Source organism: Weizmannia sp. FSL W8-0401 (assembly GCF_038009125.1).
Taxonomy (GTDB): Bacteria; Bacillota; Bacilli; order Bacillales; family Bacillaceae_C; genus Weizmannia; species Weizmannia coagulans.
In genome coordinates this window covers 1159361-1182361 of the sequence record NZ_JBBPAG010000001.1, presented here as the reverse complement: position 1 = coordinate 1182361, position 23001 = coordinate 1159361, and the positions used below count along the sequence as shown (strand labels likewise).

The 23001-nt window shown below is 49.4% G+C and carries 23 protein-coding genes and 1 other annotated feature; of the genes, 1 reads left to right on the top strand and 22 read right to left on the bottom strand.

The window, feature by feature from the left end:
* Window positions 1-15: 15 nt before the first annotated feature.
* The 12 genes from NSU00_RS05550 to pgeF form a co-directional block, all read right to left on the bottom strand.
* Window positions 16-918, bottom strand: a complete 903-nt coding sequence (locus tag NSU00_RS05550; RefSeq protein ID WP_340703524.1) for an aspartate carbamoyltransferase catalytic subunit — start codon at window positions 916-918, stop codon at window positions 16-18.
* Window positions 919-1152: 234 nt separating this feature from the next.
* On the bottom strand, window positions 1153-1695 hold the full coding sequence (pyrR, locus tag NSU00_RS05545) for a bifunctional pyr operon transcriptional regulator/uracil phosphoribosyltransferase PyrR (protein WP_017552910.1): 543 nt from the start codon (window positions 1693-1695) through the stop codon (window positions 1153-1155).
* Between the two features lie 169 nt (window positions 1696-1864).
* Window positions 1865-2776 (bottom strand): RluA family pseudouridine synthase, encoded by a 912-nt coding sequence (locus NSU00_RS05540; protein WP_013858997.1) that lies wholly within the window; start codon window positions 2774-2776, stop codon window positions 1865-1867.
* On the bottom strand, window positions 2748-3245 hold the full coding sequence (lspA, locus tag NSU00_RS05535; protein WP_340703523.1) for a signal peptidase II: 498 nt from the start codon (window positions 3243-3245) through the stop codon (window positions 2748-2750). The genes NSU00_RS05540 and lspA overlap by 29 nt, the downstream gene beginning before the upstream one ends.
* A 191-nt stretch (window positions 3246-3436) precedes the next feature.
* Window positions 3437-3685 (bottom strand): hypothetical protein, encoded by a 249-nt coding sequence (locus tag NSU00_RS05530; protein ID WP_013858995.1) that lies wholly within the window; start codon window positions 3683-3685, stop codon window positions 3437-3439.
* Window positions 3686-3878: 193 nt separating this feature from the next.
* The gene (ileS, locus tag NSU00_RS05525; RefSeq protein ID WP_340703522.1) at window positions 3879-6647 is read right to left on the bottom strand and encodes an isoleucine--tRNA ligase; all 2769 of its coding nucleotides are present in this window, start codon (window positions 6645-6647) and stop codon (window positions 3879-3881) included.
* A 93-nt stretch (window positions 6648-6740) separates the two neighbouring features.
* Window positions 6741-6961: a binding site (T-box leader), on the bottom strand.
* 49 nt (window positions 6962-7010) lie between these two features.
* Window positions 7011-7526 (bottom strand): DivIVA domain-containing protein, encoded by a 516-nt coding sequence (locus tag NSU00_RS05520; protein WP_237349154.1) that lies wholly within the window; start codon window positions 7524-7526, stop codon window positions 7011-7013.
* A 107-nt stretch (window positions 7527-7633) separates the two neighbouring features.
* Window positions 7634-8410, bottom strand: coding sequence for a YlmH family RNA-binding protein (locus tag NSU00_RS05515; RefSeq protein WP_017554173.1), 777 nt, complete (start codon window positions 8408-8410; stop codon window positions 7634-7636).
* 60 nt (window positions 8411-8470) lie between these two features.
* Window positions 8471-8743, bottom strand: a complete 273-nt coding sequence (locus NSU00_RS05510) for a YggT family protein (RefSeq protein WP_017554172.1) — start codon at window positions 8741-8743, stop codon at window positions 8471-8473.
* A 5-nt stretch (window positions 8744-8748) separates the two neighbouring features.
* Window positions 8749-9198, bottom strand: a complete 450-nt coding sequence (locus tag NSU00_RS05505) for a cell division protein SepF (RefSeq protein WP_013858990.1) — start codon at window positions 9196-9198, stop codon at window positions 8749-8751.
* Window positions 9199-9224: 26 nt separating this feature from the next.
* The gene (locus NSU00_RS05500) at window positions 9225-9902 is read right to left on the bottom strand and encodes a YggS family pyridoxal phosphate-dependent enzyme (RefSeq protein WP_017554171.1); all 678 of its coding nucleotides are present in this window, start codon (window positions 9900-9902) and stop codon (window positions 9225-9227) included.
* Window positions 9899-10723, bottom strand: a complete 825-nt coding sequence (gene pgeF / locus NSU00_RS05495; protein ID WP_013858988.1) for a peptidoglycan editing factor PgeF — start codon at window positions 10721-10723, stop codon at window positions 9899-9901. Before pgeF ends, NSU00_RS05500 begins: the two co-directional genes overlap by 4 nt.
* A gap of 276 nt (window positions 10724-10999) precedes the next feature.
* Between pgeF and NSU00_RS05490 the strand changes: the two genes are divergently transcribed.
* Window positions 11000-11368 carry a 3D domain-containing protein gene (locus tag NSU00_RS05490; protein ID WP_340703521.1) on the top strand — a complete coding sequence of 123 codons (369 nt, stop codon included), beginning with the start codon at window positions 11000-11002 and terminating at the stop codon, window positions 11366-11368.
* Between the two features lie 42 nt (window positions 11369-11410).
* Here the strand turns inward: NSU00_RS05490 and NSU00_RS05485 are convergent, their stop codons facing one another.
* The 10 genes from NSU00_RS05485 to murD all read right to left on the bottom strand — a co-directional run bounded on the left by NSU00_RS05485 (window position 11411) and on the right by murD (window position 23000).
* The gene (locus tag NSU00_RS05485) at window positions 11411-11689 is read right to left on the bottom strand and encodes a YlmC/YmxH family sporulation protein (protein WP_017554168.1); all 279 of its coding nucleotides are present in this window, start codon (window positions 11687-11689) and stop codon (window positions 11411-11413) included.
* A 679-nt stretch (window positions 11690-12368) separates the two neighbouring features.
* A complete protein-coding gene (gene sigG, locus NSU00_RS05480; protein ID WP_013858985.1) occupies window positions 12369-13145 on the bottom strand; it encodes an RNA polymerase sporulation sigma factor SigG in 777 nt (258 codons plus the stop codon).
* 154 nt (window positions 13146-13299) lie between these two features.
* Window positions 13300-14019, bottom strand: a complete 720-nt coding sequence (sigE, locus tag NSU00_RS05475; protein WP_019721956.1) for an RNA polymerase sporulation sigma factor SigE — start codon at window positions 14017-14019, stop codon at window positions 13300-13302.
* Between the two features lie 24 nt (window positions 14020-14043).
* Window positions 14044-14970: a sigma-E processing peptidase SpoIIGA gene (gene spoIIGA / locus NSU00_RS05470; RefSeq protein WP_237349150.1), complete on the bottom strand. Its 927-nt coding sequence runs from the start codon at window positions 14968-14970 to the stop codon at window positions 14044-14046.
* A 599-nt stretch (window positions 14971-15569) separates the two neighbouring features.
* Window positions 15570-16703, bottom strand: coding sequence for a cell division protein FtsZ (ftsZ, locus tag NSU00_RS05465; protein ID WP_013858981.1), 1134 nt, complete (start codon window positions 16701-16703; stop codon window positions 15570-15572).
* An 87-nt stretch (window positions 16704-16790) separates the two neighbouring features.
* Complete coding sequence (gene ftsA / locus NSU00_RS05460; protein ID WP_340702497.1) at window positions 16791-18080, bottom strand: cell division protein FtsA; 1290 nt, start codon at window positions 18078-18080, stop codon at window positions 16791-16793.
* A gap of 318 nt (window positions 18081-18398) precedes the next feature.
* A complete protein-coding gene (locus NSU00_RS05455) occupies window positions 18399-19154 on the bottom strand; it encodes a cell division protein FtsQ/DivIB (RefSeq protein ID WP_258921715.1) in 756 nt (251 codons plus the stop codon).
* 27 nt (window positions 19155-19181) lie between these two features.
* Window positions 19182-20285 carry an undecaprenyldiphospho-muramoylpentapeptide beta-N-acetylglucosaminyltransferase gene (murG, locus tag NSU00_RS05450; protein ID WP_013858976.1) on the bottom strand — a complete coding sequence of 368 codons (1104 nt, stop codon included), beginning with the start codon at window positions 20283-20285 and terminating at the stop codon, window positions 19182-19184.
* 180 nt (window positions 20286-20465) lie between these two features.
* A complete protein-coding gene (spoVE, locus tag NSU00_RS05445) occupies window positions 20466-21566 on the bottom strand; it encodes a stage V sporulation protein E (protein ID WP_013858975.1) in 1101 nt (366 codons plus the stop codon).
* Window positions 21567-21644: 78 nt separating this feature from the next.
* The gene (gene murD / locus NSU00_RS05440; protein WP_017553744.1) at window positions 21645-23000 is read right to left on the bottom strand and encodes a UDP-N-acetylmuramoyl-L-alanine--D-glutamate ligase; all 1356 of its coding nucleotides are present in this window, start codon (window positions 22998-23000) and stop codon (window positions 21645-21647) included.
* Window position 23001 lies beyond the last annotated feature (1 nt).

Genomic DNA, 23001 nt, shown 5'->3' with positions numbered 1-23001 from the left:
AGCAACCTTCATTTTTCAAGCTGTCTGGAAAACCGCTTTTTCTTTCTGTAAAATCGTTTTTAAAATCGCCATCCGGGCAAACACGCCGTTTTCCATTTGTTTGAAAATCCGCGACCGGCTGCACTCCACAAGGCTGCTTGCAATCTCGACATCGCGGTTGACCGGCGCCGGGTGCATAATAATGCTGCCCGGTTTCATCATCCGTTCCCGTTCCACCGTCAGGCCGAATGCACGGTGGTACGCTTCTTTTGTCAGATGGGCGGTTTCTTTATGGCGTTCATGCTGGATGCGGAGCAGCATGACGACATCCGCCTCCGCTACGCCGTCATCGACCGGGACGTACCGGAGATGCATGGTCGGGTCAAACCATTCTGTAGGCCCCGAACAAGTGACGGTGGCACCGAGCTTTTTCAATGCTTCGGCGTTTGATCTGGCAACACGGCTGTGGACGATATCGCCGATGATACACACCTTTAAACCGCGGAAGCCGCCGAATTCCTGTTTGATCGTCAGCAGATCGAGGAGGCTCTGGGACGGATGCTGGCCGCTGCCGTCTCCCGCATTGACAATCGAAAGCGCCATATTTCCGGCGAACTGCTTGTAATATTCATCTTCCTGGTGGCGGATCACAACAAGTTTGACGCCGATCGACTGCAATGTTTTCACGGTGTCGTACAATGTCTCACCCTTTTGCACGCTTGAAGCCCCGACTTCAAACGGAAGCAGCTCAAGGCCAATCCGCCGTTCTGCCACTTCAAAGCTGCATTTTGTCCGCGTGCTCGGCTCGTAAAACAAATTGGCTGCAAAAACCGGCTCCGGTGCTTTCCATACGGCCCCTTTTGAAAAGGCATCGGCTTCATCCAGAAGTTCCAAAATTTCCTCATTGCCCAAATCGGATATCGTCAGAAAATGCTGCATTTTCCATCCTCCTTTGTTTTTAACCCAAAAAAGCACCCTGCTGATGGCAGGGTGCGTGAAATGGCACGCACGGCATGTCAAAAGCCTTGCGCGGCCGGCACCCTTCCAAGCCTCTCCGGACTTGCAGTTAAAAGGTGTTCCGTATTCATTTCAATGGAAAAGCCCCTTTGCCGCGAGAGTGCAAAGGGGCTTTCAAAACTCCTTTGCAAACCTCACAGGGCTTGCTTAAAAGGATTACACATCATGGATTGTGACCAGGTCCCGCCCGTCCACATCCGTCAATTGTACAACGATTCTTTCCGACTGGCTCGTCGGGATATTTTTCCCGATAAAATCGGGGCGGATCGGCAATTCCCGGTGGCCGCGGTCAACGAGCACCGCGAGCTGGATCCGGCTCGGGCGGCCGATATCCATCAGCGCGTCCATCGCCGCGCGCACTGTCCTGCCTGTATAGAGCACATCATCGACAAGCACGATCTTTTTACCGGTGATGCTGGATGGCAGGTTCGCGCCCTTCACTTCCGGTTCGCCGTCTGCCGTTTTTTTCGATAAATCATCGCGGTACAGCGTGATGTCCAGCTCGCCGACTTCGACTTTGCGCCCTTCGATTCTCTCAATCCTTTCCGCCAGGCGATCAGCGAGATAAATGCCGCGCGTTTTAATCCCGATGAGCATCGTGTCTTCAATGCCTTTATTCCGTTCAATGATTTCGTGGGCGATCCGCGTCAACGCCCTGCGGATCATGATTTCATCCATTACTACCGCTTTTTGGGCCATGGTGTCTCCTCCCGGGAAAAATCAAAGCCTTCCGCACCGAAGGCAGGAAGGCTTTGTAAAATGAACGTTCCCTTGCCAGCCTCACGGGACTGTTTTTAAAAGGCTTATGAAGTTATTTTTACCTTACCCGTTTTTCATCCGTTTGTCAATATTTTTTATACCGTGATGTTCACAAACCGCGCCTCATTGTGTTTAAAAGATGCGCGAAATCATCCGGCAGCGGCGCTTCAAATGTGAGCGTTTCGCCGGTGCGCGGGTGGCAAAAACCGAGTACCCCGGCGTGGAGCGCCTGGCCGCCGAAATCAATCGTTTTTTTCGGCCCGTATTTCGGGTCGCCTGCCAAAGGATGGCCGATATACTTCATATGGACGCGGATCTGGTGGGTGCGCCCCGTTTCAAGCCGGCATTCGATAAATGTATACCGGTCAAACCGTTCCAGCACGTGGAAATGGGTCACCGCGTCTTTTCCGTTATCGACCACGGCCATCCGCTGGCGGTCAGCCGGGTCCCTTCCGATCGGGGCGTCAATGGTGCCGGCTTCATGCGGAATATTGCCGTGGACAAGCGCAAAATATTTGCGGGTCACCGTTTTTTCACTGAGCTGTGCCGCCAGCTTTTCGTGCGCGTAATCATTTTTGGCCACCATTAACAGCCCGGATGTGTCCTTGTCGATCCGGTGGACAATCCCAGGGCGGAGCACGCCGTTAATGCCCGATAGATCTTTGCAGTGGTACATCAGGCCGTTTACAAGCGTCCCTGTAAAATGCCCGTTTGACGGATGGACAACCATGCCTTTTGGTTTATTAACGACAAGCACATCGGCATCTTCATAATATATATCAAGATGCAAGTCTTCCGGTTCAATATCCGGCAATTCCGGCTCCGGCACCTCAATTTCAACCAGGTCCCCTGCCTGGCATCTGTAATTTGCTTTTTCTTTTTTGCCGTTTACGGTAATATCGCCCTCTTTAATCCATTGCTGGACTTGTGATCTCGACCATTCTTCCCGGATGGATGAGACAATTTTATCAAGCCGTTCATTTGCTTCGTGTTCAAGAATGGTGTGATCCATTTTTTCCATCGGTTTTCTCCTTTGTCTTTCTGTCTTCCAAAAGCATTGAAATCAGCAACAGTACAACGCCAATCGTTAAACTGGCGTCCGCCACGTTAAAAATGGCAAAATCGTAGCTGCCGAAACGCAAATGGACAAAATCAACAACTTCGCCGCGGAACAGGCGGTCAATAAAGTTGCCGATTGCCCCCCCTAATATGAGGCCGAGGCTCGTGCCAAGCAGCGTCCTGTTTTTTGCGTATTTTTGTATGTAATAAAGAATGCCGGCAATGACAACCAGGGTGATGAGATAAAACAGCCACATCTGCCCTTCCAGTATGCTGAAGGCAGCGCCTGTATTGCGCGTCGATGTGAGAAAAAAGAAACCCGGAATCACTTCAATGCTTTCCCCGAGCGCCATCCCTTTTAAAACGAGCCATTTTGCCAGCTGGTCCAGGATGACCACAATGAGTGCAACCGCATAATAAAAAATAACCAATCGCTTTTCCTCCGCCTGTGTTTACGGCAGGCGCAAAATGCCGCCTGGCCCGGAATATATTTCTTCCTGCATTTTAGCATAAACAGCAGACAGTGAAAAGAACGGACGGCCGGATCCCGGTCCGCCCGTTCCTGCCTGCTTTTTCAGGCGGATTCTTGCTGATTGAAGTTGCGCAAAAGCAATGCCCTTTTCTAGTGAATAAGATCATACGGGACGGTTACTTTGCCGTATGACAGGATGGTTTGCCGGTCCGCAGGCAACAGGGAAGGGATTTCCGCAAGGCCCGGGGCAACTTTCCGGGTGCCGTGGAACCCGTCCAATGCCGCCTCAATCTCTTTCAGTTCCTCCTGAACCAGATGTTGCACAAGCTCATGTTTCGCCTCGTACACGGATAATTCAGCCCGTAGCGATTGCAGCCAAATTTTCGGATCTTTACGCATCTTCCAACAGCCTCCCCGCTTCTTTGTTGGTTTTAGCATTCCCGCAGGCAAGGCTTGTTTGCGGGAAAACGATTTCTAAAAGTAACAAAATCATGCAGCGGCAAACGGTTTTTGCCAGTTAAAAATCCAGCGCCGGCAATGGCCTTAAAAAAGCCGGCGCTGCATGTCTTCATGCAAGCCCCGGCTTAAAGCTTCACACTTCCCGCATCAATGTTTTCACAACTTGTGCACAGCGCGGGCAGAGCGTCGGATGGTCATGGTCCAGGCCGACTTCCGGCGTTACAACCCAGCACCGTTCGCATGTTTCGCCTTCCGCTTTTTCGACGACAATAGCCGCGTGTTCAAGCTTCAGCGCATTTTCCGGCGCGTCTTCAATGGCGCCTGCCACTTCAAATCCCGATACAATGAACAATTGCTTTTTGCTTTCCGAAATGCTGTCAAGCAGTGCTTTCGTCTCCTCATTCACATACAAGGTTACTTTTGCCGTCAGCGATTTCCCGATTACTTTTGCATTTCGCGCTTCTTCCAATGCTTTTAAAACGTCTCCCCGGAGCGCCATAAACGCATTCCATTTTTCTTCAAGCGCACTAGCATCCGGCAAATCCACATATTCCGGCATATCGGTCAGCTGGACGCTTTCTTCCGCGACACCCGGAATATACTGCCAGACTTCATCAGCTGTATGCGGCAAAATCGGCGACAACAGCTTGGTTAAGGCAACAAGGCATTCATACAAAACGGTTTGCATCGCACGGCGTTCCGGATTGTCTGCAAGTTCGATGTACAGCACGTCTTTTGCAAAATCCATATAGAACGAACTGAGGTCTGTGGCGCAGAAATTGTTCACCGCATGGTAAATCGTGGCAAACTCGTACCGTTCATAAGCTTCCCGCACTTCTTTTACAAGCTTGTTCAATTTGACAAGCATAAACCGGTCGACCTCGCGCAACTCTTCATAGGCAACTTGGTGCCGGGCCGGGTCGAAGTCGTTCAGATTGCCCAGCATAAACCGGAACGTATTTCGGATTTTCCGGTAGACTTCGGACACTTGTTTTAAAATTTCATTGGAAACCCGGACATCTGCCTGATAGTCAACGGAAGCGACCCACAAGCGGATGATGTCAGCCCCCAGCTGTTCAACCACTTTGCCAGGCAAAATCGTATTGCCGAGCGATTTGCTCATCTTCCGGCCTTCGCCGTCCAGCACAAACCCGTGGCTTAAAACGCCGTCGTACGGGGCGCGCCCTGTTACCGCCACACTGGTAATGAGCGACGAGTTAAACCAGCCGCGGTACTGGTCGGAACCTTCAAGGTACAAATCAGCCGGCCGTTTCAAGCCTTCTTGTGCAGCCAGCACGCCCTGATGGGAAGAACCGGAATCGAACCAGACGTCCATAATATCCGTTTCTTTTTTAAATACACCGTTCGGGCTCGCCGGGTGCGTAAAGCCTTCCGGAAGCAGGTCTTTCGCTTCCCGTTCAAACCAGACGTTTGATCCGTGTTTGCGGAACAGGTCGGACACATGCCGGATGGTTTCTTCCGTGATGATCGCTTCGCCGTTTTCCGCGTAAAAAACAGGGATCGGCACGCCCCATGCACGCTGGCGGGAGATGCACCAGTCGCCGCGGTCGCGGATCATGTTATGCATCCGGAGTTCGCCCCAAACAGGCGTCCAGTTGACCTCTTCAACGGCTTTCAAAATGTCATCGCGGAACATGTCAACCGATGCGAACCATTGCGATGTTGCCCGGAAAATTACCGGTTTTTTCGTCCGCCAGTCATGCGGGTACGAGTGCGTTAAAAACTTCAGTTTCAAAAGCGCACCTGCCTGATCCAGTGCTTCACAGATCGGTTTGTTGGCTTTGTCGTAAAACAGCCCTTCAAAACCGGGCGCGTCTTTTGTCATCATGCCTTTGTCATCTACAGCACAAATCACATCAAGCCCGTATTTTTTGCCGATGAGAAAGTCATCTTCCCCGTGTCCAGGTGAGGTGTGGACGCAGCCGGTCCCGCTGTCGGTTGTGACGTGGTCTCCGAGCATAACGAGCGAATCGCGACCGTACAGCGGATGTTTTGCAACAATGTACTCCAGCTTTTTCCCCGGAACCGTTTGAACGACTTCCGCGTTTTCCCATTCCAAAACGCTGCTTACTTCTTCAAGCAGGGCTTCGGCAACCAGATATTTGTTGCCGTCCGTTTTTACGACCACATAGTTGATCTCCGGATTGACGGCAATGCCGAGGTTTGACGGAATGGTCCAAGGGGTCGTCGTCCAGATGACAATTTTTGTGTCCGTGTCAAGCACGCCTTTTCCGTCTTTTACGTCGAACGCAACATAAATCGATGGCGATTTAATGTCTTTGTACTCAATTTCTGCATCCGCAAGCGCGGATTCGCTGGAAGGGGACCAGTATACCGGCTTCAGGCCTTTGTAAATATAGCCTTTTTTCGCCATTTCCCCGAATACTTTGATTTGCTCGGCTTCATATGCGGGCCGGAGCGTTAAATACGGATTTTCCCAGTCGCCGCGCACGCCGAGCCGTTTAAACGCTGTCCGCTGGCGATCGATTTGCTCATGGGCATATTTTTCGCACAGTTTCCTGAATTCGGCAACCGACATTGATTTCCGGTCTACGCCTTTTTTTGTCAGTTCCTGCTCAATAGGTAGCCCGTGCGTATCCCAGCCCGGTACATAAGGGGCATGGTAACCCGTCATCGATTTGAACCGGTTGATGATGTCTTTCAATGTTTTATTCAGGGCGTGGCCCATATGGAGATCGCCGTTTGCATACGGAGGCCCGTCGTGGAGCACAAACAGCGGCCTTCCTTCCGTGCGTTTCATCACCTTATGATAAATATCCATTTCTTCCCATTTTGCCTGGATTTTCGGTTCTTTTTTCGGCAAATTTCCACGCATCGGAAAATCCGTTTTCGGCATTAAAAGTGTATCTTTGTAATCCATGCTGATCCTCCTGCCTTTTGCATATTGTATTTTGAATTTTTCGTTATGTTCAGCCTTGCCAAAAATCCAATAAAAAAACCTTCCCATCCCCAAAATAGGGACGAGAAGGTTCCCGCGGTACCACCCTAGTAGGCATCCAATATGCCCGCTCGACATCCGTAACGTGGAAGGTCCCGCTTAACTCTACTGGCCTTTTCGGCGTTCAAGGCAAGAACTCAAGGGGGATGTTCAGGTTGCGCGCTTTGCCGGGCTCGCACTGTCCCCGGTTCGCTTGGAAAGCTTTCACAACCCTACTGCCCTGTCATCGTTTTTTCGTATACAGTATTGAATGTACTCTATTATAGTGGACCGTTTTCGGATTCGTCAAGTTTGATTTGCTTCTTCTTCTTCCAGTTCAAACTCCGTAGTATCGACTTCAAATTCCATCAGCTTTTCCCAGTCATCGCTATCAATCAGGTCAAGCTGCGCCTCAATCAGCATTTTAAAGCGCGTCCGGAAGACTTTCGACTGTTTTTTCAGCTCTTCGATTTCGAGCGCAATTTTCCTTGCTTTCGAAAGGGCTTCATTGACAATCCGGTCTGCATTTTTTTCCGCCTCGCGGATGATCAGCTTCGCTTCTTTCTGGGCATTGCCCTTTACTTCTTCCGCCGCTTCCTGGGCAACAACAATCGATTTATTTAAAGTTTCCTCAATGGAAGTAAAATGGCTCAGCCGTTCGTTTAACGACGCCACTTTATCTTCCAGGTTTTTCTTTTCGCGGATCAGCATTTCATAATCTTTTATCAGCTGGTCAAGGAATTCATTTACTTCATCTTCATCATAGCCGCGAAACCCTTTGCTGAACTCCTTATTATGTATATCTAAAGGCGTTAAAGGCATGTGGCCACCTCCTGTTCAATTTGACTTTCGATTGCAAGATTCCCCTTCTTTTTTATATTATAATGGAATTCGACGATTTTTTGGGAAAATCCTGCTAATCAATCAAATTATTTTAAAATCCCTGCCACCATTCGCCATTTTTCTTTCTTCGTTTTGCCTTCCACCCGGATGAGCCGGCTTCTCCCGTATCCCCTGGTTGAAAAAGTATCGCCTTCCCCGCACTGGAATGACGGGTCTTCCACTGTTTTCCAGTTCACTTTCACAAGCCCGTGCTCAATCAGCATCCGCGTTTTCTGCCTTGAAATGTTATAAACGGCGGACAAAATCGCGTCAAGGCGGAGCGAACTGACGGTGGCCTGTTTTTCAAGCCAGTGTTGTTGCTGCCGGATGGCCTGATCCAACTGCATTTTCGTAAGGGTGACCGGCGTTTTTCCGATCTGCCGGAATTCCATTTGAATAAAGTCCGCAAGTTCGGCCGCAGCGAAAAACTGAATGCGCCCTTCCCCGATTAAAATATCCCCGAATTTTTCGCGTTTCAGGCCGAGCGCCATCAGCGAACCAAGCACATGTTTATGTTCAAAGGAAACAAATTTGGCAGGGTAATGTACTTCGAATAAGGCAAGATGGAAGTCGTCCTCATCCGGAGAAAAATAGTCAGGAAAAAGCAGTATTCTTTTCCGCTCGCTCTCTTTGTATCCGCCAAAAGCCCGGACGGAGACCGCGCCGTGATTTCCGGTCACCGTGTTGACAATCTGCTGCATCCGCGGATCCAAAAAATCCGTCAGTTCAGGGGCATACGCATCTTCCACGTATTGTTTCCAGGCCAGCACCTGGTCAATAAATTCCTTTTCATCCGGCCGGAAATGCTGGTAAATCGAATCCATTTGTCTTTGCTCCTTTTAAAAAAAGGAACTGCACAGTCCCTTTTTCTGAAAATGGCTTTTTTACATGAACCAAGAAAAAATTTGCGCAATGCCGGCTCTTGCCAAATCCAGGACAAAAAAAGCGACGATCGGAGAAATATCAATCATGCCGATCGGCGGAATGATTCTGCGGAAAGGGTCAAGATAAGGTTCCGAAACGCGCGCAAACAAACGCCCGATGTCGGTGTCCCTGAGATTAAACCACGACATAAAGATATAAATCAGGAGAATGTAAGAGTAAATTCTCATGAGAAGCAGAATGATGTTTAAAATTGAGACTAAAATTGGATCCATCCGGTTTATGGCCACCTCGTATCGTCATATTCCTGCCCCTGCAGGAATTCAGAAATTTTTCCGGAAACTTCCACGTTATCCGGCGTACAAAGAAAAATATTGCTGCCGACTCTCTGGATATCGCCTGCAATGGCGTACACCGTCCCGCTCAGAAAATCGACAATCCGCTTCGCCTGGTCATGCGGCATGCTTTGCAAATTGACGACCACCGCGCGCCGGTTTTTCAAATGGTCGGCAATTTCCTGTGCATCGGCATAAACCCGCGGTTCCACCAGAATGACTTTTGAAGACTTTTGGACGCTTTGCAGGCTGACCACATTTTGCCGCGCATGCCGGACCGGTTTCTCAGCGGGCTGCTCGGGTTCTTCATACTCTTTTTCCATCATTTCTTCTTCCTGGTCTTCGTATTCATCATCAAGCAAAAAGAATGACTTAAATTTCGTTTTCAGTCCCATTCCATTACACCTCCGTTTGTTTTCCCTTATCCGACAAGCGCAGTGCCGATTCTGACAAAAGTCGCCCCTTCTTCTACTGCAATTTCAAAGTCATTGGACATTCCCATCGACAATTCACGGCACGGAGCGTAATCCAAATGCAGCGATTCAATATCCCGCTGCAAAGTTTTCAGCCCGCGGAATGTGCGCCGGATGACGTCCTGATCTTCCGTAAGCGGCGCCATCGTCATCAAGCCCGCAACGCAAATATGCGGAAAATCCTTCAGTTTACGGACAAAATCAACCACTTGCCCGGGCGCCATCCCGTGTTTCGATTCTTCCCCGGAAACATTCACCTGAATAAAGCATTTGATTTCTTTATCCAATTTTGCCGCCCTTTTTTCGATTTCCTCCGCAAGGCTCAGTCGGTCCAAAGAGTGTATGTAGCTGACTTTATCAATAATGTTTTTAACTTTTCTTGTCTGCAGCGTCCCGATAAAATGCCAGACGGGGCGGTTTCCGAGCGCCTCGTATTTTGCCAGAAGGCCGTCGTCTCGGTTCTCGCCAAGATGCCGAATGCCTGCTTCCAGTGCCTCTTTTGCCCTTTCTGTTGTGACATATTTCGTTACTGCAATGATTTCCACATCCCCGCGGCTTCTTCCTGCCCTTTGGCACGCTTTTTCAATTTTTTCGTTGATGTGCGCGAGGTTTTCCGATACTTTCATCTCTCCGGTGCTCCTTTTATACCAATAAAGCCAAGCATTCTCCCGGCAGAGCCGTGATCACGCCGGTGCGAAAAAAAGTCTTCTTCACAACAACTTGTGCACAGGCTGCTGACTGCGATCCGGCTTTCCGGAATGCCTGCCTGCTGTAATATGATTTTATTTAACTGCTTTAAATCGAGCGCATACTGGCCGGGTGATTTTTCCACGTACGGCAATTTTTCTCCTTTGCCGGTCCAGGGGCGGACAGCCTGGATGACACGGTCATCGACAAGATAGCACTTGCCGCAAATGGACGGTCCGATGACGGCTTCTATTTCATCAAGCGGCACCCCATCCTTTACCCATTTTTCAACCATTTTAGCCGCAATCCCGCGGGTGGTTCCTTTCCACCCGGCATGTGCGATCCCGACGCGGCCGTACTTCGATGCGAAAAAGAAAACCGGCACACAGTCCGCAAACGCCAGCACAAGCAAGATTTCTTTTTCATCGGTGTACAATCCGTCCGTATGCGGAAAAGAGGAACGGTATTCAGCCGCCCCCTTGCCGGCATCTTTGCGCGTAACTCGTTCAACATGGTCTTCGTGCGTCTGTTCGGCGCCGATCCAGTTTGATAAAGGGAATCCGGTTGCACTTGCAACGATCTCCCGGTTTTTCCTGACCGATTCAGGATCGTCGTCCACATGGAAAGCAAGGTTTAAACTGCCGGGAAAATTTATGCTTGTGCCGCCGTTTTTCACTGTAAATCCGGCACATATCCCGTTTTTTTGCCAGGCGCCGACAGCATAATACAATGCCTGTGTTTTTACAAACGGTTCTCTCATCACACCCTCACCCGGTTTCTCTTTTGTACTATTATACCTTTTTATCCATGCGTCTTCTATACATTTTCGCATTGAATGCGTTTTTTTCCGTACTGATTTTATTTATAGCAAATTTCATCAAAATTCTCTACTTTTTAGCTTAAAAACGGGTATCATCCGGAAATTTCCCGGATGTAACGGGTTTGTAACGAAACTAATAAATGGCTGTTACTTTTCTGTTATATTAAACTGCTACTCTATTGATAATAAATCACTTACATAGAAGAGGTAATGAATTTGAAGAAAACTTTGGTATCATTACTGACTGTATGTATGTTGTCAATTGGAACGGGACACGCATTTGCGGTAACAACTTCTTCTTACCGCACGATGACGGTGAAAGCAACGGCTTACACAGCGGGTTCCGGCGGCGGGATTACGGCCACCGGCATCAACTTGAAAAGGCATCCTTCCGCAAAAGTGATTGCGGTCGATCCAAAGGTGATCCGGCTCGGTTCGAAAGTGTACGTTCCGGGTTACGGTATGGCGGTTGCCGGTGATACCGGCGGGGCTATCAAAGGGAAAAAAATTGATGTATTTATTTCAAGTAAAAAGAAAGCCCTGCAATGGGGCCGCAAAACAGTGACAATTAAAGTGTATAAGTAAAAAACGGCTGCGCGGCCGTTTTTTTTCTTTTCCAGGCCGCGCTTATTTTTTCGGTTCCTGCAGCTGCTGCTGTGTATAGGCCGACTCTTTAAACCTGACGAGGATAACGTCGGTGCCGATTTTTACGATGTTGCTCCACGGGATGACCACTTCGTCCTCTTTTCCAAATAAGCCGAACATTTTCCCCGATGAGCCGCCGACAATGATACTTTCAATTGTGCCATTATCCAGGTTGATATCAATATCTTCCACGTTTCCGAGTTTTCTGCCGTCCGATATGCTGACAACATCCTTCACTTGAAAATCCGAAATCCGGACCATCTGCTCTCCCCCCCTGCTGTCTTTCCGCCATGTAATACAAGTTTATGCACGGGAGGAGCATTTTACGAATAGAAAAGCAGCGAGCGTTATCGGCTAGCGGATTTTCCGGCCTCTCCCCTACGGTAAGCGGGCATCGGCTCGTTCCTCGCCGTGTTTCCTTTATCCCACATTAACGGGCAGTAAGACCCCCGCCATGGGCACTCAGAAATTACATCCTAGTAAGTTAGACGGTGGCAACTGCCCGTAAATGTCCGATTGGTTCAACTTGCAATCATCAGGGCAATGGCCCTGATGATTGCAGTTTCACTCAATCTCAGTCAGAGGCCTAATAAAATCCGTACGCCGATAATCAAACGCCCTCCGCTTTTCTTATTGTCCAGCTCCGGCTCCTAGCGGCTAGCGGATTTTTACGTCTTCTCCTTTCGATAAGCGGGCATCGATTCACCTGTCGGCTCATCGTGTTTCCTTTATCTCGGTCGAAGACTACAAAATCCGTACGCCGCTGTACAGTCGCCTCCGCTTTTCTTTGTCCAGCTGCGGGCGCTGTCGGCTAGTGAATTTCCAGTCCCCTCCCCTACGATAAGTCAACATCGGCTCGTTCCTCGCCGTGTTTCCTTTATCTCAGTTCGGGGACTATGAAATTCATACGCCGACGAGCAAGCGCCCTCCGCTTTTCTTACTACTGTATATTTTTGTTCATTTGTTTGATGGCTGCTTTTTCGAGGCGGGAGACTTGGGCTTGGGAGATGCCGATTTCTTCTGCGACTTCCATCTGTGTTTTTCCTTGGAAAAACCGTTTGCGGATGATCATTTTCTCCCGCTCGTTCAGGCGCCGCATCCCTTCCTGCAAGGCGATTTCTTCAATCCATTGCGAATCTTTGTTTTTTTCGTCACTCACCTGGTCCATGACATAAATCGGATCCCCGCCGTCGTTATAAATCGGTTCAAACAACGATACGGGATCCTGTATGGCATCAAGTGCAAATACAATATCTTCGTGCGGAACATCCAGCTCTCTGGCGATTTCTTCTGTTGTCGGTTCATTCGAAGTGGCGCTCATCAGCTTTTCCCTTACTTGCAGGGCTTTATAAGCAATATCCCTCAAGGAGCGCGATACGCGGATCGGATTATTATCCCGTAAATAACGCCGGATTTCGCCGATAATCATCGGCACGGCGTACGTTGAAAAGCGGACATTTTGATTCAGATCAAAATTATCGATGGATTTCATGAGTCCGATACAGCCGACTTGAAACAGGTCGTCCACATATTCGCCGCGGTTGTTAAAGCGCTGAATGACGCTTAACACAAGGCGCAAATTGCCATTGACCAGCTTTTCTCTTGCAGACGTATCGCCGGCATGCATTTTCTTTAAAAGATCCCTCATTTCCTCATTTTTCAAAACGGGAAGCTTGGAGGTATCCACCCCGCAAATTTCCACTTTGTTGCGCTTCAAATCTTTTCCCCCCTTCAGGACTCAGGAGCTGCTGTTCAAAAAACAGTATCTCCCCGGGTGGGAAATTTATGCACTGCGCAAAAAGCGGGAATTGCCTGCGGAAGATGCCCGGACATTGCCGTTCCTGCTTCCCGCCCGCCTGCAAATTTTCCTGCTATACCATTTTATTGAATTCTTTACGCAATCTTTTAATTATTCTTTTCTCAAGCCGTGAAATATAGGACTGGGAAATGCCGAGCATATCGGCGACATCTTTTTGTGTTTTCTCTTCCTGCCCTTTAAGGCCGAAACGCAATTCCATAATCTGCTTTTCCCGGTCCGACAAACGGTGCAGGGCGCTGTAAAGCAATTTTTTATCGACATTTGCTTCAAGGTCCCTTGTGATGATATCATCGTCTGTGCCGAGCACATCCGAAAGCAGCAGTTCATTGCCGTCCCAATCGATATTTAGCGGTTCATCAAACGAAACTTCGGACCGGAGCTTATTGTTCCGCCTTAAATACATCAAAATCTCATTTTCAATACAGCGGGAAGCGTATGTCGCCAGTTTGATCTTCTTTTCCGGATTAAACGTATTCACGGCTTTAATGAGGCCGATTGTGCCGATGCTGATTAAATCTTCAATATTGATGCCGGTGTTTTCAAATTTGCGCGCAATGTAAACGACAAGGCGCAAGTTGCGTTCAATGAGGAGCGAACGTGCTGCCTTATCCCCTGCCGGCAGTTTTTTTAACAGCATTTCTTCTTCTTCTTTGGAAAGCGGGGGCGGCAGGGCTTCATTCCCGCCGATATAATACACTTCATCCGCTTTCAGCCCGAGCTTGAACAGGAGTTTGTACCAAAAATAAGAGAGTTTCAACCGTAAATGTTTCACATTCATCCTCCTTTAAAGTCACCATCAGGCGGATTGCGCAGCTTCTGCCATCATTTGCGGGTGGACAATGCAGCTGAATGCATCATCGCCGGATAAACGTTGTGCCGAAAAAGAAACCAGCACTTTTTTTACAGGCCATGTCCGGTTTCCGCTCGTCAGTTGCACCTCATCCGGCTTGTACGCCAAAAGAATCGATTGTTTCCCGACCGTTTTTGCCGGAACGAACCGGATGCGGCCGGCCCATTCGTCAGGAAGTGCAATACTTCCGTCCAGCAGACGGGTCGCATCTTCCGCAAGCGCCGCAATTTCTTCGGGGAGATGCTCACGGACGGGCAGGATGGAAAGGATCATCACCGGCAGCTTTGTCAGCGGATCATATAACTGGTTGCCGCTGTCCACCAGCCCTTTTACTGTAAAATCACTTTCCCCGATGCGGATATAAACATCGACAAGCTGGTCATACTTGATTTTCGCCATTTCAAGCCCCTGAATCCGGTTCTTTGAAAACAGCCATGCTGCCGGAAGACCAAGCGCAACAAACGCCCAGCTGACCGGATCGCCGAATCCCCCCGCCGCAGCTTTCAGCATTTTCACCTGCATGTCAAAACGAAAGCTTAAAAAGTAGTGGGCCCCCATTAAAATGCCGCCCATCAGAAACGTGGCAAAATAAAAGGTTAAGAGATTTGAAAAAAAATAGCGCCACCTCTTATAGCCGAAAACCGCAAACACCATGGCGCCGGAAAAAAGCAACTTTACGGCCGGGTTGCCGGCGTAATAAGAGAGCTGCGGCATAAAGCCCATGATGATGATCACTGAACCGATAAGCCCGCCTGAAAGAATCCGGAGCAGGCGGGCCGGCCGTTTTAAGGCAATGCTTGTCAGCCATAACAGCAGGCTGTCGGCGAGAAAATTCAAAAGCCAGATGGCATCCATATATACAACCAAACGCATCCCCCCTGTCTCCGCCTCAAATGAACCTGCCCCCCCAAAACAGCCGCTTCTGCCCGGGCCGCGCGCCCGAAGCCTGCGGAATGCTGCCGCAATGCATGCTGTGTCGGTTTTCGTGCACCAACCCGGTGACGTTGTTGAAGGGTACATCCACTAAGGCTTTAGGATCTCCAACCCGGTGACTGTGGCTGAAAGGTACATCTGCTGCGGCCTTAAGGGCTCCCATCCGGTGAATGAATCATGGCACAAACCGGCCGTCGCAGTTCCGGCATACCCCGGCTGCCAGGCGGGCCGCTTTGCGCAATTGCTGCATCTGCCCTTCTTAATTTGATTTATGGCTAGTATAACGCACCTGGAGCATCAAAGTGTGTCAGTTTCTGCTGGCAAAAAAACAGAACTTTTCATTTTTTTAACCGAAAAGTGTCAGGCGTGCTTTCCGGGTAGTCCTGTAGTCACGTCGGTATGCATCCGAAAAGAAAAAACCCGGCTGGATAAGCAGGCACCCTCTGCGAATCCAAACCGGGTTTGAAAAGTATTCAAGCGCAAAAAAGCCCGTCTTTGCTTTCAGGCGATGGCCTGGAAAACAGAGACGGGCTCTTTCATTATTTTCTTCTGTTCCGGTTCCGCAAAAAAGTCGGAATGTCGAGTGTATCTTCACTGTACTGAACGGTGCGCTGCGGTTCAGACTGGGGTTCTTCACGCTTTGTTTCGCGCTTTGTTTGCTGATTCAGCGCCGGCCTCGACTGTCCGAGCGGCGGGCGCTGCTTGCCCTGGGCCTGTGCTTCTTCATTAAAGCCGGTTGCAATGACCGTGACCACAATTTCATCCTTCAGGCTTTCATTGATGACGGATCCGAAAATCATATTGACTTCCTGGTCTGATGCGGACGCGACAATATCGGCCGCTTCCTGCACTTCATACAAACTTAAATTCGCGCTGCCGGTGATGTTCATCAGCACGCCTTGTGCACCGTCAATGGACGTTTCAAGCAGCGGTGATGAAATGGCTTTTTTTGCCGCCTCTGTCGCACGGTTTTCCCCGGAAGCGATCCCGATTCCCATGAGCGCCGAACCTTTATTGGTCATAATTGTTTTGACATCCGCAAAATCCAGGTTGATCAAACCCGGCACCGCGATCAGGTCGGAAATCCCTTGTACGCCCTGGCGCAGCACATTATCCGCTTCCCGGAATGCTTCCAGCATTGGTGTGCTTTTATCCACAATTTCCAGCAGGCGGTCATTCGGGATAACAATCAGCGTATCGACCGCCTCTTTCATGGCACTGATGCCGCCGGCCGCCTGGTTTGCCCGTTTGCGACCTTCAAATGTGAACGGCCTTGTGACCACCCCGACCGTCAGCGCCCCGAGTTCCTTTGCGATATGGGCAATGACCGGCGCCGCCCCTGTTCCGGTGCCGCCGCCCATCCCGGCTGTCACGAACACCATATCCGCACCCTTTAACGCTTCTTCAATTTGTTCTTTGCTTTCTTCGGCCGCTTTCCGCCCTACTTCCGGATTTGCGCCGGCACCGAGGCCGCGCGTTAACTTTGCGCCAATTTGCATTTTAATTTCAGCTTTGGAAAGGTTTAATGCCTGGGCATCCGTGTTTACGGCAATAAATTCAACGCCCTGCAGATTATGTTCAATCATGCGGTTCACGGCATTGTTGCCGCCGCCGCCAACGCCGATAACTTTTATCGTTGCCAAAGCGTCTACATTGGTATCGAACTCTAACATTCACTAATCCTCCTAATTCGTATTGCGTATCTTATCCCGGTCCTGCTGCCGGACGGGCTCCGGTTTTCCGCACATGATGCCGGCAGGCTATTCGAAAAACAAACCAAAGAATTTTTTCATTTTCGATGAAATTTTTTCTTCCTGGCCGGATGCTTGTTTCGGTTTGGACTGCGGTTTTTTCGCCGGTTTCGGTTCCGCATGCTCCATTCCGGCTGCCACCAGGCGGGAACTGACATTTTTCCCTTCCAGCCGCGCATTTTTCGCGGCGTACTGGATCAGGCCGACCGCCGTCGTGTATTGCGGCTCACGGACGCCGATATAATCCGGAATGGCGACTCTTACGCGGTTTTGAAAGACCGTTTCTGCAAGCTCCGGTACACCGGGCATATTTGCAGTGCCCCCTGTCAGCACAATCCCACCCGGCAAATCATGAATGCCGATTTTCCTGAGTTCCTGCTGGATAAACAAAAAGATTTCTTCTAATCTAGCTTCTATAATATCAGAAATTTGTAATTGGTTAAATTGTTCTTTTTGTTCGCTGCCGATGATCTGCACATCAAAAACATCGTCTTCGAGCGCATCCTCGCTGAACGCGTGCCCGTGTTTCAGTTTGATTTTTTCCGCATCTTCCGTTGAAGCCCTCAGACAGATGGACAAATCTTTTGTGATATGGTCTCCGCCGACGGGCAGCACGCTCGTTGTCCGGATATGGCCGTTTTCAAAAACAGCCAGCGTCGTCGACCCGCCGCCGATGTCAACGAGTGCCGTCCCGAGTTCCATTTCATCTTTTGACAGTGCAATGGTGCCGGCTGCAAGCGGCATGAGGACAATTTCCGCAATGGTCAGACCAGCCTTTTCCACACAGCGCAATGTATTATGTAAGATCGTTTTGGAAGTCGTGACAATGATGCCTTCCATTTCCAATCTGACACCGATCATCCCGCGAGGATCATGTATTTCATCTAAACCGTCCACAATGAATTGCTTCGGAATGACATTCACAATCTCTCTTTCGGGAGGAATAGAAAGCACTTGCGCCGCATCCATCACTCTTTGTACATCCCCGTCCGTGATTTCACGGTTTTCGCTCTGGACCGCCACCACCCCGTGGCACGACTGCAGCATCACATGATTGCTGGCAATGCCGACGATCACGTGGTCAATTTTCATGCCGACCATTCTTTCCGCTTGCTCAATTGCCCGCCTGATGGACAGTACGGTTTCATCTATATCTACAATCGATCCTTTTTTAATGCCTTCGGACCTGACATTGCCAACCCCAATAATATTTAATGAATCATTGCCCATTTCGGCAATGATGACTTTCGTGGCAGATGTACCGATGTCAAGACTCACATATATTTCACTGCTGTTCATACTGCGGCACCTCCCTTTGCCTTTCGATCAAACGCAATCCGCCTATGTTAAAGCCCCATTTTTCCAATTCGTCTCTTCTGAGGCGGGCTCTTTTTGCCGTTCCGTCCGTGAGCCCGCCTGAAGCCTCCATTTAAAAAGGTGAGTATAAAGAAAGTATTCTTCGTCATGGTGAAATTCCCTTTTTTTCAATCGGACTTTTTTCATTTTCTTTTGGTTATCAAAATATTTCCAGCCTCAAAATATAGCAATTCCTAAAATTTGGTTTCATCATAAGTCTACACTAAGATGGACACGGAGAAAAGCGAAATTTTTTCATGTTCACTTCGAATCGTAAGCTTTAAAATACGAACCGACTTCAAGGTCAATCACACCTTTTTTCTTCGGGTCAAGCTGGCTGATGATCGAAGGGTAATGCGCCATCTTTTCTGCGAATGACGGAATGCTGGCGCGTACTTCAAAACCGTTATTCATGTACAGGGTGACAAGGTCACGGTCAACGTTTGAAGGGGTATAGCGGACTTCCGAAATGGCATTTGTGATCGAATCCGGCAATTTTTGCATCTGGCGGATCATTTCATGCAAATGCGTATCCTGTTTGAAGCCGGTAAATATCAGGCTTGCGGCCGGAATTTCTTTCACCGTTCTTTTGACGACCGAACCGTTGTCCAAAACCGGCAAAAAACCATTTTTCTGCTGTAAATATCCGATTTTTTGATGCTCTTTCACTTTTATGTAAAGCGTATTCGGCAAGGAAATGCCCATTTTCACCGAATCAATTTCAGGGATGGATGCGATTCTTTTCCGGACTGCGCCTTTACGGATATTCCATATATTCTCACCTGTTGCAATGCCGCTTTTTTTCAGGATGTACGGCTTGCTGACCGCCTCATTCCCCTCTATCTGAATGCGATGGACGCGGCTCAGCGGGGACTCAAGGTAGATGATCAGCATCACCAGCATAAAAAAAACCGTCAGCAGCATGATGAGCCGCCGGTTCGTTTTTCGGCGGCGCTGCTGCTTTAATTTCGGGATCCGGTCTTCCAGCGAAACGATGTTTTTGTCAGACCGCGCCATTTTGTTCCTCCCTTTTTATTTGCCGCATCATGATTTGGCTTTTGCGGCCAGATTTTCCATCACTTCATAAAGCCGCCACGAAGCGTCACGAATGCCGAGCTTGCGGGCGGCCGCCTGCATTTTCTCCATTTGTTCCCGATCCAGTAAAATTTTATCGATCAGGGACACGAGCTTCGCGGAAGATAAATCTTTTTCAAGCAGCATAAAAGCTGCACCGTTTTCCAAGAGTGTTTTCGCGTTTTTTTCCTGGTGATTATTTGTCACATAAGGGCTCGGAATTAAAATACTAGGCAGGCCGAGCGCCGTCAGTTCGGCCAATGTGGTTGCGCCCGCCCTTGAGACGACAAGATCCACCGCACGCAGCACTTCCGGCATATTGTGGATAAACGGCACCACTTTGATATTTCCCTTTTCGCCGATCAGTGCAATTTCTTTTTTGACGGCCTCATAATGCACATCCCCTGTCGCATAAATGACCTGGTAATTTTTTTGTGCAAAATTGGAAAAAGATTTCACAACCGCTTCATTAATCGGGCGTGCCCCGCGGCTCCCGCCGAAAATGAGAACGGTTGGAAGCGTAGTTTTCAGGCCGAAACCGGAAAGGACGTCGCGCCTTTTCTCCCCGATCACTTCCGATGCGCGCGGATTGCCTGTCAGTACTACTTTTTTCTCATCAAAAAAAGATTTTGCGGATTCAAAGCAAATGGCCACTTTGTCAACGTACCGGCTTAAAAACTTATTCGTCAGCCCCGGCACGCTGTTTTGTTCGTGGATAATGGTCGGGATGTGCAGTTTGGCGGCGGCGTAGACAACCGGCCCGCATACATACCCGCCTGTGCCGATGACAACATCCGGCTTGAATTCCCGGATGATTTTTTTGCACCGACTCACGCCCTTTAGAAAGCGGGCAACCGTTTTGACATTTTCAAACGAAAGGGAGCGTTTAAACCCCGTAATATGAATCGATTTGAACGGAATGCTTTCCCGCGGCACAAGCCGGGATTCGAGCCCTTTTTCCGTGCCGATATACAAACATTCCGTGTCAGGATGTTTCTGTTTGATCGTTCTGATCAATGCCAGGGCCGGATAAATATGCCCGCCTGTTCCGCCCCCGCTGACAATGATTTTCATTTTTTCCACCTCAGGACGCCGTGCTGGGTTGCACGGGTATCAATATATGATGTTTGAACCATTCATTTTCCTATATTACTATATTTTAAACGACAATGGGTACACAGTAAAACGATTATTATCAAAATGTTAACTAGTTGTCAAACGAAAAAAGAACCCCTTTATGAGGTTCTCCTTCCGTTACAGCCGGGAATGGCGGCTGATGTTTAAGAGCACGCCGACTGCGACAAGCATCAACGTCAAAGAAGAGCCGCCGTAACTGATGAACGGAAGCGTAATGCCTGTAACCGGGATTAGGCCAATGACGACGCTGATATTGATCATCACCTGGATCGCGATCATGGAAATAATGCCGACTGCGAGCAGGCTTCCGTACAGATCGGGTGCGCCAAGCGCGATCCGGATTCCGCGCCAAAGCAGCAGCGCAAACAAAATCAGGACAAAAGTCCCGCCGATAAAACCGAGCTCCTCGGAAAGAATGGCAAAAATAAAATCATTTTGCGGTTCCGGCAGATAGTGGAATTTTTGCTTGCTCTCCCCAAGCCCCATGCCGAACAGGCCACCCGGGCCGATCGCAAGAAGCGACTGGATAATTTGAAATCCTTTCCCCTGCGGATCGGACCATGGATCAAGGAAAGAGGTAATCCGTGCGATCCGGTATGGAGCCGATAAAACAAGAGCGACAAAACCGCCCACACCAAGGAGCCCGAGCATGGCAAAATGGGCAATGCGGGCGCCGGAAACAAAAATCATGATGATGCATGTCCCAAGCATCACCGTTCCCGTTCCAAGGTCCGGCTGTAGCATAATCATCCCAAAAGCAACAAAAACGAGCGCCAAGGCCGGGAGCATGCCTTTTTTAAAAGTCGTAATGTATTTCTGGTTTTCCGATAAAAATTTTGCCAAATACGCGATCAACGCCATTTTAATGAATTCAGAAGGCTGGATGGAAAATGCGCCGACCCCGATCCAGCTCCGCGACCCGTTCCGTTCAAGCCCGATGCCGGGAATCAACACAAGGACGAGCAGCACAAAACAAATGACCAGGATGGTTTTCGCCCATGCCCGCCACGTCCAGTAATCAATGCGCATCACGAAAAACATCGCTGCCACGCCGAGCCCGGCAAAAAGCAGCTGCCGCTTCAAAAAATAAAATGCATCGTTAAATTTGTACTCCGCCACGATCTCACTCGCGCTGAACACCATCAGGAGCCCGGTTGCAAGCAGCGCCAGGGTCACAATGATTAATAAAAAGTCGGGATTCGTTTTTTTCGACGGCATCCGCGCCCACCCCAGAAAAGATTTAGAGCTTCCCGCAAAAACCGGCAAACCGCACCGGTAAAAAAGCGGTCCAAGCCCTTATCTTAACTTATGCACGGCGTCGATGAAAATATCACCACGAATTTCAAAAGATTTGTACTGGTCCCAGCTGGCGCATGCCGGCGACAGCAAAATGCAATCGCCCGGTTCGGATAATGCCCACGCGGCCGGGACGGCTTCTTCCACGTTTTCCACCGTGCGGATGACCGGAATGCCTGCTTTTTTCGCGGTGCTTTCCAGTTTCGGCGCGGTTTCCCCAAAAGTAATCAATGCTTTGACGTACTTCAAAGCCGGGATCAGTTCATCAAAGCCGTTGCCGCGGTCGAGCCCTCCGGCAAGCAGAATGACCGGCTGATGGAAAGCAGCGAGTGCGGCTTTGCAGGCCAGGATATTGGTCGCTTTTGAATCGTTGTAAAATTTCCGCCCTTTGATTTCACCAATATATTGCGTCCGGTGCTTGACGCCTTTGAACGTTGCGAGCACGCCGCGGATAGCATCATTACTTGCCCCCATCAGCTTGGCAGCGGCGACAGCGGCTAAAATATTTTCCAGATTATGGTCTCCCGGCAGCACAATTTCAGCGCGGTCCATGATTTTTTCGCCTTTCCACATGATGCTGCCGTCTTTTACCGATGCGCCGTCTTCAACATATTCCTTCGTTGAAAAAGGAATAATTTTTGCTTTTGTGAAGGAGACCAGATCCCACAGTTCCGGCTGGGCATGGTTCAGAATCAGGAAATCATCCTCTGTCTGGTTCCGGGTAATATTTGATTTTGCTTTTGCATAAGCTTCTTTTGTCCCGTGATAATCGAGATGGGCTTCATAAATATTCGTGATGATGGCAATATGCGGCCTGAACGTTTGCACGCCCATCAGCTGGAAAGAAGACAGCTCCACCACCATCTGCTGGCCCGCGCTTGCTTTTTGCGCCACCGTGGAAGCCACTTTGCCGATATTTCCGGCAATTAACGGATCAAAATGCGGATCCGCCTGGAAAATTTCATAAATCAAAGTGGTGGTCGTCGTTTTCCCGTTCGTTCCCGTAATGCCGACCATAGGGCATTCTGCAATTTTATAGGCCAGCTCGATTTCGGTAATGACCGGGATCCCTTTTTCAAGCGCCCCTGCAACAAGCGGGTTCGAATAAGGGATGCCCGGATTTTTCACAATCAGTTCAAAGCCTTCATCCAGCAGTTCGATCGGATGGCTGCCGCAAATGACTTTGATGCCCTGTTCCAAAAGCCCCTGCGCCTCCGGGTTCTCTTCAAGCGGTTTATAATCATTCACCGTTACAAACGCCCCGAGCCGGTGCAACAGGGAAGCCGCGCTCACCCCGCTTTTTGCCAGCCCGAGCACCAATACTTTTTTATGTTCATATTCCGTGATATTTTTCATG